This window comes from Terrisporobacter mayombei (assembly GCF_020748465.1).
In the GTDB taxonomy this organism is placed as follows: domain Bacteria; phylum Bacillota; class Clostridia; order Peptostreptococcales; family Peptostreptococcaceae; genus Terrisporobacter; species Terrisporobacter mayombei.
In genome coordinates this window covers 1-12419 of sequence record NZ_JAHZMP010000001.1, presented here as the reverse complement: position 1 = coordinate 12419, position 12419 = coordinate 1, and the positions used below count along the sequence as shown (strand labels likewise).

Below are 12419 nucleotides of genomic sequence, written 5' to 3'. Positions count from 1 at the left end.
AAAGGGGTATCATTTTTTTAAAGTGATCCCCTTAAAATAGACAGTTTTAAAATTATAAATTGTATATTACTTATATTATAAAATAGAATCATTAACAATCTTATATAATTGTTTTACTGCATCTTCCATATCTTCAGATTTAATACTACCAAACCCCAAAATGATAAGATTATCAGGGGATTGACTAGGGTTAGCCCATAATATATCTAAAGGATATAACAGTATATGATTAGAGACTGCTTTTTTTATTAACTTCTCTCTATCTAATGAAAATTTAAATCTAATTATTATATGCAACCCAGCATCGCCACCAAGTATTTCAGCATCATTTTTAAAATATTTTAATATAGAAGAAATCAATAAATTATTTTTTTTTCCATAAAAAGTTCTAATCATATTTAAGTGTTTTTCATAATCACTATCCCTAATAAATTTTGACATAGATAATTGAATAATTTTTGAAACAGGATTAGAACATATTTTATAAGATTCTTGGTATTTTGAAAAAATAGGTGGCGGTAAAACCATATATGATATTCTTAAATCTGGCGATAATGACTTTGAAAAAGTTCCTAAATAAATTGTTCTCTTATTAATATCTAGAGAATATAAAGACGGAATTAACAATGAGTGATATCTTAGTTCGCTATCGTAGTCATCTTCAATAATATAACTGTTATTCTCATTTGCCCAATATAATAAATCTATACGCTTAGTTATAGGAAGAACAGCTCCCATTGGAAACTGATGCGAAGGGGTAACACATAATAATGTAGAACTTAGTGTCTTAACTTCATCTATACAGATACCATCATCCTCCAAAGAAATAAAGTTCATTTTATAATTTAAATGTTCAAATGCATTTCGTGTTACATTATATCCCGGGTCTTCCATGGAAAAGGAATATTCGCTATTAATAAATAACTTCGATAATATTTCAAGGGAATTTTGATGACCACTTGTTATTACCACTTCTTCAGGAGTACAATCTACACCTCTAGCTTCATATAGATGATTTGCAATGGATGATCTTAATTCATACAATCCTTCTTTTTCTATAGATGTAAATTTTGAACTGTCATAGATAACATCATTAGCATAATTTAAGCATTTCTTCCATTTAGAGATGGGAAAAGTAGTAGAATCTATGGTACCATGTTGAAAATTGTATTTAATTTTAGGTTTAAATTCCTCTCTATTAGTATTTTTAGAATATTTAGGTAATGATTGATGTAGAGTAGAAATTTTATTTACATAATATCCTGAAGATTGCTTTGCAGAAACAAACCCTTCGATTTCTAGTTGTCTATAAGCCATATTAATTGTATTTCGAGATACGTTTAATTGCTGGGCAAGGGTTCTGGTAGCAGGTAATCTTTTATTATATGACATATGGCCACATAAAATATCCTCTTTTAATTGAAGATATATTTGTTTATAAAGAGGTTCATTAGTAGATGTTGTAATTTTAATCATAATCTTTATACTCCTTCAAATTGGTACTATAAAAAAATCTTTTTTGGCTCTTTTAAATAATCCAATTTTAACATACAATTAATAAAAAAGTAAATAAGGAGGGATATATATGCAAAACAGAATGAAAAAGAATCAATTATCTAAAGAAGAAGTAGTAAGTTTATTAGATAGAAATATAGTAGCTAGTCTGGCAACTATAGGAGAAGAAGGGAAGCCATATGTTATACCTGTTCATTATGTTTATTATGATGATAAAATATATGTTCATGGTTTACCACTAGGTGAGAAAGTTGAAAATATCAAAAAAAATGGGAATGTAAGCATGACAATTTATAAAATGGGAGAACTGATATTAGCAGAAAATGGTCAACCTTGTGGAACAAATACACGATTTGAAAGTGCTGTTATCAAAGGAAAAGCTATAATGGTAGAAGATATTACTAAAAAAGAAAAAGTGTTGAAGCAATTTATAAACAAGTTTACACCACATTTAAGTGATAGTGTAATATCTGAAGGAAGAATAAAAGGGACAGGAATTATCGAAATAGCTATTGATGAGCTAACAGGAAAATTTTATTAGAAAAATTAGTATGAGAAATAAAAATAACGCTTTCAGAGTTGCTTGAGTACTAAGATAGAGTTATTTTACAATTTCAATAGAATGCTTAATAATGATACTTTTGCTACTATATTGATAAATAGGAATTTGGAAATGAGGAATATAAATGATTTTCGAAACGAAGCGTTTAATTTTAAGAGAGATGGAGCAGGATGATTTTCAAGACTTAGCAGAAATTCTGCAAAATCCTAAAGTTATGTATGCTTATGAACATGATTTTATAGACGAAGATGTGCAGATATGGCTTGACCGTCAAAAAAATCGGTATAATCAATACGGGTTTGGTTTATGGGCTATGATATTAAAATCAACAGGTCGCATGATAGGACAAGCAGGTTTAACAATGCAACCATATAAAGATAATGAAGTGCTTGAAATAGGATATTTATTAAATGAGGATTTCTGGCATTGTGGTTACGCAAGAGAAGCTGCAACAGGCTGTAAAATTTACGCCTTTGAACATCTTAATAAGGACAAGGTTTATTCAATCATTAAAGCTGATAATAGCGATTCTATAAGAGTTGCTGAAAGTATTGGCATGGTAAAAGAGGATGAATTTATTACACAGTATTATAATGGGGATATGTTACATTTCCTTTATTCTATACAGAGATAAATTTCAATTTATCGATTAGATTCTACGAACAAATTTAATATATTGTGAGTTAAAAGTGGATAAAGTATCTAAAGGAATTGATTTAAAGGCTATCACTACTTTAGAATATTTACAGGCTCATAAGAATCATTTAGTAGAGTTACAAAAGGTGTATTTTTAAGTTATTAATTATGGATTAAAGAAGTTAAAAAAGTTTCTAGAGGTACAGGATACTTATACTGTAAAGTTATTGAAGAAATTTTTAAAATGATAAGGAGAGTTATAATGATTAGAGAAATGAGAAGAAAAGATAGAAAAATGAAAGATGATGAAGCTATCGAAATTTTAAATAGCAATACTTATGGTGTTCTTTCAACTGTAGGGGAAGATGGGTATCCTTATGGCGTACCAATAAATCATATTTACATTAATGGTTCAATATATTTTCATTGTGCTATAAAAGGACATAAATTAGATAATATAAAAAATAATGATAAAGTATCTTTTTGCGTAGTTGGTCAAACTCAAATTCTACCTGATAAATTTACTACAAAATATGAGAGTGTAATTGTATTTGGAAGGGCAGCTGAAGTTTCTGATGATGAAAAAAATATGGCTTTTTTAGAAATATTAAATAGGTATGCACCAGATTATATTGAACAGGGAAAAGAATACATGCAAAAGGCAAGTAAAGCTACTAAAGTAATCAGAATTAGTATAGAACATATTTCAGTAAAAGCAAATAGATAGGTTATGTCATTTATAAAATATGATGTTTCATAATTTTATTATTATAAAATTTTAAGAAAAATATTATAATAGCTATAGGAATTTTCATACCTGTTGTAGGAATAGCTTTTTTTTGCAATAACTTCAATACATGCTTGGGGGAGCATTTTTAGCATTTGTATAAAAGGAGCGTAGTTAAATTTGGGAAAATATTATTATTTATTACAATTAGATTTTAACTCTATAAATCATATGATATTTAAGATTCAAGAGGAACATGAATCTAACAGTACTGAAATTGGATTTATAGTATTAGAAGATTGCAGACGAGCAGGAACTTTAGATGATTTTAGCTATTTGAAGCCTGCGTATGAAGATGGAGAAATATGGGATGATGAAAGGAATTTAATCGTTGTAAGTGTATATACTTATGAAGAAATAAATGAAGATCAACAAGAAGGTTTATTAGAATTAGCATCAACATTAGTAGAATTTAAGCCGAATGTGAATCATAGAGTTGACTTTTTTGTTTCAAACGAACTTTTAGAATTAACAGGTAAAGATTGGGATAAGGGTGTATATCATATTTCTGCACTAAAGTATCTTTTAAGTAATAATGTAGAAAATAAATTAGATATAAGTAATTTATCAGAAGATGATTTTAATCATTTATTCCAGAAAACAGATAACTAATAAAAAAGACATCTAAAATTTAGATGTCTTTTTTATGTAGGATTAGTTTCGGTACTATTTTCTATATGAACTTTATTCATATTCAATTGATTATCTGAAGTTATTGATGAAATAGAAAGAGCACCTACCTTTTTGGGTAAGCGCTCTTTCTATTAGCTTAAATAAAACTTATTATATTTAGTCAGTTGAAATATCTATTATTATTTTTCTACAACTTTCACAAAAATAGGCATCTCATCATTTTTTACAATGACAGCACCATAGTGTCTTCTCAAGCAAGTAAAACGCTTAGATACTACATCAGCCAAATCCACATAATAATTGATTCTATCTCTTCTAGCCAATCAAAATCCCTCCTACTAATATTTGTGAATATCTTAGTCATATTTTATCATAGATATAGTGTAAAATCATTGCTATATATTTCGTATTAAATTTTTTATATTCCATAAGAATTTGCTGGTATAATATTAATAATGGTATTAGAAAAAATCAATAGGGGGGCGAAGAACATAAAAGTCTTAAAAAAAGTATTTATTGGTGTAGGTGGTTTACTACTAGCGCTTGTAATTTTTGTAGTAGGTTATATAGCTTATATGCAAATTAACTACTATAGAATAGAAGACAATCAATCATTAGAAATAACAAACAATAAAAAAGAAACCCTAAAAACAGGTGAAGATTACTCAGCTGTTACATATAACATTGGCTTTGGAGCTTATGACCAGGATTATTCCTTCTTTATGGATACTGGAGAAATGGAAGATGGAACTGCCGTTGTTGGAAAACATTCAAGAGCAGTAAGCGAAGAAAATGCTTTAAAAAATACAAATGGATCTACAGAAATAGTAAAAGAACTTTCACCAGACTTTGCATTATTACAGGAAGTGGATGTAAATGCAACTCGTAGTTACAATATAAACCAAAAGGAAAGTTTCGAGAAAAAACTTCCAAATTACTCAAGCATATTTGCACTGAATTTTCATGCACCATATATGTTATATCCTTTAAATGAACCACATGGAAGTGTTGAGGCAGGACTACTTACTATGTCAAAATACAAAGCTATGTCAGCAACACGAAAAAGTTATCCAGTAGATGAAAGCTTTTTTACTAAATTCTTCGACTTGGATCGTTGCTTTACAATGGTACGTTATCCAGTAGAAAATAATAAGGAGCTAGTTCTTATAAATAATCATATGTCTGCTTATGATAAAGGCGGTGCTATAAGAGCGCGTCAGCTGGAGTTGCTTAACAAAGTCATGGAAGAAGAATATAAAAAAGGAAACTACGTAATTGTTGGCGGAGATTTTAATCACGCTTTAGGAGAAACTATAAATGCATTTGAGAGTAAACAAAAAATTCCTGATTGGGTATTTAAGCTAAATGACGAGAATATTGTAAAAGGAATGAGTGTTGTAAAATCTTTAAATAATACAGAAGTTCCAACTTGTAGAAGTTGCGATATTCCTTATGAAAAAGGTGTTAACTATACTTCAGTTTTAGATGGATTTATTGTATCTGACAATGTTGAAGCTAGGGCTGAAAATGTGGATAAAGATTTTATGTATAGTGATCATAATCCTGTTAAATTAACATTTAAACTAAAATAGAAATTAAAACATATAAATATAAAGATGAATAAAAAGGAAGTAGACCAAAAGCTATTATAGCTAAGGTCTATTTTTTTTACAATATTGTAAGTTGTTAAATATAAAACAGACTCCTACTATTATATAAAGGGGGTGCAATTATGAAAGAAAAAATAGAAATGAATTTCCAAAATGAAGATATGGTTAATTTTATTCAAGACAATGCACAAACATATATGAATAAGTTTGAAAAGATGAGAGAAGAAAATAAGCCATATAGTTGGAACTGGGCAGCGTTTTTAGTTAGTGTATTTTGGTTTGTATACAGAAAGATGTATGCCCTTGGTATAGGTGTAATAGTATTACAAATATTGCTAAATAGCCTTTTTAATGTACATGGGATTAATTGGATATTATTCTTAATTTGTGGTATTTTTGGTGATTATCTTTACTTAAATCATTGTAATAGGAAGTTAAGTAAAATAATAAATCTTGATCCTAAGGATAAAGAACGTGAGCTGCTTAGAAAAGGTGGAGTTAGTATATGGGCATTATTAGTAATGTTTATTACGGTAGTTGCTATAGCAGTAATTTATGCATATATTTTGGCTGGGTACTTAAGAATTAGCTGTTTATAATAAAGTATGTAAGGGTGTATGAAAAAAGATACACCCTTAAATTTTGGAAGTAAAGTTATTAAGTTAGTATACAAAGTAGTAATACTATAAATACTCCCATAATAATTAGCACATAATGATATAATAATTGTTAGATAACATAATTTGGAAAAAAATGGAGGGATGTTATGAAATCAATTTTTAAAAAAAGTATATTATGTATTTTAATGTTAGGCTTAGTAGGATGTAACTCCACTAATTCAAGTACTGATTTAGCAGACTTAAAAACACCAGAAGAAGTGAACAAAGCATACGAAGCAAACAAAGACAAATTAGAAAATGAAGAAAAACTTCAGGATTTAAATATAAACTCTTTTGATGAAGTGGCTAAATACGCTAACAAATCAAAAGAAATAACTTCAGATTTAGAAAAAACAGAAGATAAAGTGAAGATAATTGATAAATTAGTAGCCTTAGATGATTTATACAGTAATACGTCAAAAGATATAAAACAAGAAGCAATGAATTACTTAATTGATCAGTACAAAAATGAAAAATTAGCAGATGACTTGGAAGATAATTATTATTTGGCATCATACATTGCCAGCAAATCAGACCCTGATAATGCTGATATATATGATATAGCTAAGGTTATGAAGGACTACATAAAAGATACAATGATGCTAGTTAATAATGAGTATGATCAAAATAACAAGGGAGCATTGCTAAAAACATTAAATGATAATAAGAAAAAGTTAGATGAAAATATGAATGTAACAACAAAGATTTATCCTACAAGTGAGGAGAAGAAGAAAACTAATTAATATAGAAGAAAAATATCCAGCTTAAACTATTAGGCTGGATATTTATTTGCTAAAATAAAACTATTTACGATATTAAACATTGTTTTTATTAAAAAAATATGAAAAAAATACAAATTACGACAAATTTAGAAAGTAATATATGCTATTATACTCTCGGGTTAATAAAGTTGTAACATTTTCAGTAGATAATTAATATAAAAATTTATAGCTTTATTTTGAAGTAATTTATTAAGAAAGGAAGATGTATATGCAATCAACAGATTCAGGCGTTGTTTTTTGTACGGAGTGCGGCAAAGAAAATCAAGCTACAAGTTCATTTTGTAATAGTTGTGGAAAGCCTCTAAAAAAAGTAGAACTTAGCAAAAATAATTCACAAGGGGAAAACTCTAGAAGCAGTTATTCTAGCGCTGATTGTAGTGAAGAAGAAATGAACACATTTATCTCTAAAAATCAAATGTTCTATTTAGAAAAATTTGATCAAATTAGAATGACTGGAGATAAAAAAACTTGGAACTGGTCAGCATTCTTAGCTGGTGCTTATTGGATGTTCTATAGAAAAATGTATGTACAAGGGATATTATACTTTTTAGCAAGTTTATTATTATCATTTGTTCCTGTTATAGGATGGGTACTGGATATATGCCTTTGGGTAGGGGTAGGTACTTTTGCCAATTCATTATATTTAGACCACATAAATAAAAAGTTCCAAGAAATCAATTGTGCAGATAGTAGTTATAGACAGGCATTGATAAACAAAAATGGTGGTACTAATATTGTACTTCCAATAGTATTACTTTTAATACCAGCAATTATAGCAATCATACTCTTATTTTTATCTGTAGTTATATTTGGCTCAATGTTTGGGGCAATGTCTTATTACTATTAAAATGAAATTATAAGGGCATTGAATTTAACGTTCAATGTCCTTTTTAATTGATACTTAATAAAATTTAAAATACTTGGAAAGGGGATATATTTATGAGGTGTAATAAATGTAATACAGAAGTAAACAACAACGAAAAATACTGCTATAAATGTGGTAATAAAATAGAAAATACAAGCAGTATAAATTTACAAAAAGAAAATGATAATCATGGTAATACAAATACTAATAATACATACAAAAATGTTGAAGATACAACATTTAGTCATATAGGTACAGAGGTATCTAAAAATTCTAAAAAAGCAACGTCATTTCTAAAAGAAAAAAGTGAAAAAGTTATAGATAAAGTTAAAAATTTAAACAAACTACAAAAAACTCTAATACTTTCAATTTCAGTACTATTTATTGCAGGGGTAACAGTTGTTTCAATACCACAAACCCAAGAAAAAGTAATAAATCAATTTGAGGAAGCAATAATAAACAACAATCCTTCTAAGCTAAAAAAAATAATGATTTCCAGTGACAAAAGATTAAAAATAACAGAAGATAGCCTAGGATCAATAATAGAATATTATAAAGAGAATCCTTCAAATTTAAATAATGATATCCAATACTTAAGAGAAATGTACCCAGTGGAAGGAGCTACAAATAATAATCCATTTACTATAGTTAAGAAGAAAGTATTGTTTAAAGAAAAATGCTATATTGGTTTAAACCCTAGATATATAGAATTAGAATCACCATATAAAGATGTAAAAATTGAGCTATATAATGGCGAAGAATTGATAGAAGAAAATTTAAAAGGTGGAGAAGTAGGACCACTTTTACCAGGAAAATATAAGCTAGTGATATCATGTAATAATGAATTTGCAAAGACAAAAGCATCTAAAGAAATAGATCTTTTCTACGGAGAATTAAAAAACTACATAAATATAGATGGAACTATTAACAACAATAAAATAAATAGCGATGAACCAGATGCTATTGTTTACGTAAACAGCAAAAGCACAGGTAATACGGCTAGAGAAATTAATACAATATCAGGACTAAAAAATGGAGACACTGTATATGGTATTTTAAAACACAAAGGAAAGAACATAAAAAGTAATGTGGTACAAGTTGATGAAAGTTTAGATATATACTTAAGCTACGAATATACTAAGCCACCATCATCAGACGAAGTGAAAGATGCTGTTTCCACATTAATGTATGATTATTTATATTACTTTGCAGATGCAGTAAATTATAATGATTTTTCATATATAGAAGACTTCCTTAGTGTTGGCAGTGATTTATATAATGAGCAAAAGAATAATGTACCTAAGTTCTATGAAAAAGGTGTAAGTGAAAGATATGTTAATCATGAAATCATTAATTTTGATTATAATGAGGACGAAGGAAAAGGTAGTGTAACTGTAAAAGAAGTATATGAAATAACACAAGATGATGAGTATAAAGAAAAAATATTTAACAACAAATACGAATTTATATTTAACGAAATTGATAAAACATATAAGTTAACTAAGTTAGAAATGATTAAATAATAAAATATATATAAAGCAAAGTATATAGCAAAATATAATGTATTCTGAAAATATTAATAAAGGGAAAATAGGGGAAGAAGTCATGAAAAAAAGTGTTATATTATTTTTAGTTTCAATGTTGATGATTTTATTTGTTGGATGTAGCAAAGAAGGTGCAAAAGAAGTAGCACAACCAGAAAATTTAGTATGTGAGAAGATAAACAATAAGTATCTGTACTATAGAGTTGCAAGTGATAGATGGGATAATAAAGAATATGCTTATGGTGTAGAAAAGACATTTATTTTTGCATTTAATAATGAAAAAACTACACTTTATTATATAAAAGAAGATAAAGAAGAATGTTTACAATTAGCTAACACAAAATTAAGTAAAGATGGTTATGAAATTGATTATACTTTTAAGTCTGATTCAAAAGGTGAATATAAGTTAAATGTATTATTAAATAAAGAAAATAAAGATGAGATAAAGTTTACACTAAATAATCGTGAGAATAAAAGTTATTTAATAGAAGAGAATTTATTAAGCAAGGATGAATGTGAAAACAAAATCAAATCAACTATAAACGAAGTTGAGCTAGAAAATATGCTAGCTACAAACTTCAAAGAAGCTTCCAACTTAGACTTAGATAAAATAAAATCTGATATAGACAAAGCAAGAGAAAAACTTTATGAGAAAACAAAAGAAAGTAAGAATGAGATATATTATGTTTACTCACCAAGTGGAAGTTATTGCGAAGAAGATGAAGAGTTTAAGTTGCAAAATTACGTATTTGGAGGAGTGTACTTAGATGAACATGGAGAAATGCTTACTATAAATGATTTTATCTACTTAGTTGATGCTAATGACTTTACTTTATATAAATATTCTCCTAATGGAAATAAAAAAAGAATAAAATATGTAAAGAAATCAGGGGAAAGTGCAAAGTATGAGAATGAAGTTTCCAAGGAGAAAGAAACTTCAAATAAGAGTACTTCAAGTAATTCAGATAAGAAGGGCAAGTATTCTAAAGATGAAATAAATAAAATACTTGAAAAAGGCGAAGATGAACGAGCATGTATAGTTGATGGACCTGTTTTTTATAATAATGAATGGTGTTATCTAGTATCATATTTGGTAAATACACAAACTTATCGTATGAGTGAATATTATATAGGAAGCGATACATTAGAAAAATATGCTTATGAAGAAGTAAATAAATAAAAAGATTTTTATATTTTTCTAAATTATGTAAAATATCAGAAATTTATGACAGTTAAAATAAATAGAAAATATTAATGCTATTGGAAAAAATTTGCCCAAAGAAAAATTCTTGCGGTGTATTATCCCAGCAATTACATATTCTAGACATAGATTGACCAATATTATGCTTCTTAAGAAGTTTTTGAAATATTGGACTTGTATGTAATTACCTTTTCAGTAACATTTTTTACATATTTATTTATATATAATTTTCGATCCTACTTTATTCATGTTTTAAACAGTGTGTCGTAGGTTCCAATCTAGAATAATATTCGTAAGTTATTGATTATCAATAGCTTACGAAATTTTTATGTTTATAAGAAAAATAGATTTTTGGCAACGGATAAAATAAAATTATTGATGCAAAATAGTTCTATCAATCATGAAGAGCTAAGTATATCAAGTTTAGAAGATGATTTAACTTATGTAAATGATGATGATTTAGAAGAAGATTAAATATAAAAAAGCCAGTAGCAGTATGCTACTGACTTTACACAAAATCATTATTTTAAATTAAAACCAAGATTTGCCACAACTTTCTTTCTTATCGCAACATTCTTTCCTATCACAACATTCTTTCTTATCGCAACATTCTCTTTTAATATCTACCAAAACTACTGATGTATTATTATTAGTATTCGGATCTGCTGTTGTTGAAATAACATCTGCAATATTTATTAATTCACAGTTACAAGTTGGATTTATTCTTCCTTTTAAAAGTATAATTCTTGTACTGCCTGCTGGCAATGTACCAATTACTATGCGTCCATTCCATAGATTCCAGGTTGCTCCTTTATCCAATGAAAATGTTGCTAACCTAAGAATATTTGCAACGTTATCTATCAAAGTAACGTCTTGAGCATCTGCTGGGCCTGCATTTGATACTATTATTGTAAATTCCAAGCTATCTCCTACACAAGCCTTTTCTCTATTTGCTAATTTCACTACAGAAATGTCTGCTTCTACGGCTACTGATGGACTTACTTCTACCACTACCGTTGAAGTATTATTAGCTAGATTTGGATCTGGTGTAGGTGAGCTTACTGTTGCTGTATTTATAATCGTGCCTGTTGCTGTTGGACTTACTGTTCCTCTTATTATGATAGTTCTTACATCTTCTGGCGATAATGTTCCTAAATTAAGGTTTCCTGTCCATGGTTGGAAAGTTGATCCACCATCTACTGAGAACTGTGGGTTAAGAATAGAAGATGGTATACTATCCGTTAGAAGGACACTCTGCGCATTAGATGGTCCAAAATTTGTGACTATAATCGTATAGCTGAATATTTCTCCTGGAATAGCTACTGGCTCATTACTTTGCTTTGTTACAGCAATGTCTGCTACTACGGCTGATACTGGAGTCTCTACAGTAGAAACATTATTATCTGGATTTGGATCTGGTGTAGGTGAGCTTACTGTTGCTGTATTTATAATCATGCCTGTTGCTGTTGGACTTACTGTTCCTCTTATTATGATAGTCCTTACATCTTCTGGCGATAATGTTCCTAAATTAAGGTTTCCTGTCCATGGTTGGAAAGTTGATCCACCATCTACTGAGAACTGTGGGTTAAGAATAGAAGATGGTATACTATCCGTTAGAAGGACAC

Annotated in this window: 12 protein-coding genes and 1 pseudogene; 10 read left to right on the top strand and 3 right to left on the bottom strand. The window is 28.3% G+C overall.

From position 1 onward, the window contains the following. Window positions 1–75: 75 nt before the first annotated feature. Complete coding sequence (pdxR, locus tag K0039_RS00065; protein ID WP_228103020.1) at window positions 76–1476, bottom strand: MocR-like pyridoxine biosynthesis transcription factor PdxR; 1401 nt, start codon at window positions 1474–1476, stop codon at window positions 76–78. Between the two features lie 109 nt (window positions 1477–1585). Here pdxR and K0039_RS00060 point away from each other — a divergent pair, with 109 nt between their 5' ends. From K0039_RS00060 to K0039_RS00045, 4 genes are all read left to right on the top strand, one after another. After that, a complete protein-coding gene (locus tag K0039_RS00060) occupies window positions 1586–2056 on the top strand; it encodes a pyridoxamine 5'-phosphate oxidase family protein (protein ID WP_228103019.1) in 471 nt (156 codons plus the stop codon). Window positions 2057–2201: 145 nt separating this feature from the next. Next, window positions 2202–2711: a GNAT family N-acetyltransferase gene (locus K0039_RS00055; RefSeq protein WP_228103018.1), complete on the top strand. Its 510-nt coding sequence runs from the start codon at window positions 2202–2204 to the stop codon at window positions 2709–2711. 264 nt (window positions 2712–2975) lie between these two features. Then, window positions 2976–3440: a pyridoxamine 5'-phosphate oxidase family protein gene (locus tag K0039_RS00050; protein ID WP_228103017.1), complete on the top strand. Its 465-nt coding sequence runs from the start codon at window positions 2976–2978 to the stop codon at window positions 3438–3440. Between the two features lie 180 nt (window positions 3441–3620). Then, a complete protein-coding gene (locus K0039_RS00045) occupies window positions 3621–4112 on the top strand; it encodes a hypothetical protein (RefSeq protein ID WP_228103016.1) in 492 nt (163 codons plus the stop codon). Between the two features lie 200 nt (window positions 4113–4312). On the opposite strand, the gene K0039_RS00040 is transcribed toward K0039_RS00045, so the two are convergent. After that, window positions 4313–4456: a hypothetical protein gene (locus K0039_RS00040; protein ID WP_331476631.1), complete on the bottom strand. Its 144-nt coding sequence runs from the start codon at window positions 4454–4456 to the stop codon at window positions 4313–4315. A gap of 132 nt (window positions 4457–4588) precedes the next feature. Between K0039_RS00040 and K0039_RS00035 the strand changes: the two genes are divergently transcribed. The 6 genes from K0039_RS00035 (at window position 4589) to K0039_RS00010 (ending at window position 10773) form a co-directional block, all read left to right on the top strand. Continuing rightward, a complete protein-coding gene (locus K0039_RS00035; RefSeq protein WP_228103015.1) occupies window positions 4589–5725 on the top strand; it encodes an endonuclease/exonuclease/phosphatase family protein in 1137 nt (378 codons plus the stop codon). A gap of 140 nt (window positions 5726–5865) precedes the next feature. After that, a complete protein-coding gene (locus tag K0039_RS00030) occupies window positions 5866–6342 on the top strand; it encodes a DUF2628 domain-containing protein (RefSeq protein WP_228103014.1) in 477 nt (158 codons plus the stop codon). Window positions 6343–6509: 167 nt separating this feature from the next. After that, on the top strand, window positions 6510–7145 hold the full coding sequence (locus tag K0039_RS00025; protein ID WP_228103013.1) for a hypothetical protein: 636 nt from the start codon (window positions 6510–6512) through the stop codon (window positions 7143–7145). A gap of 247 nt (window positions 7146–7392) precedes the next feature. Further along, window positions 7393–8031, top strand: coding sequence for a zinc-ribbon domain-containing protein (locus K0039_RS00020; RefSeq protein WP_228103012.1), 639 nt, complete (start codon window positions 7393–7395; stop codon window positions 8029–8031). A gap of 92 nt (window positions 8032–8123) precedes the next feature. Next, window positions 8124–9572, top strand: coding sequence for a TcaA NTF2-like domain-containing protein (locus tag K0039_RS00015; RefSeq protein ID WP_228103011.1), 1449 nt, complete (start codon window positions 8124–8126; stop codon window positions 9570–9572). Between the two features lie 82 nt (window positions 9573–9654). Further along, window positions 9655–10773: a hypothetical protein gene (locus K0039_RS00010; RefSeq protein WP_228103010.1), complete on the top strand. Its 1119-nt coding sequence runs from the start codon at window positions 9655–9657 to the stop codon at window positions 10771–10773. 552 nt (window positions 10774–11325) lie between these two features. On the opposite strand, the pseudogene K0039_RS00005 reads toward K0039_RS00010, so the two are convergent. Beyond that, a pseudogene (locus K0039_RS00005) lies at window positions 11326–12419 on the bottom strand (hypothetical protein); the annotation flags it as partial.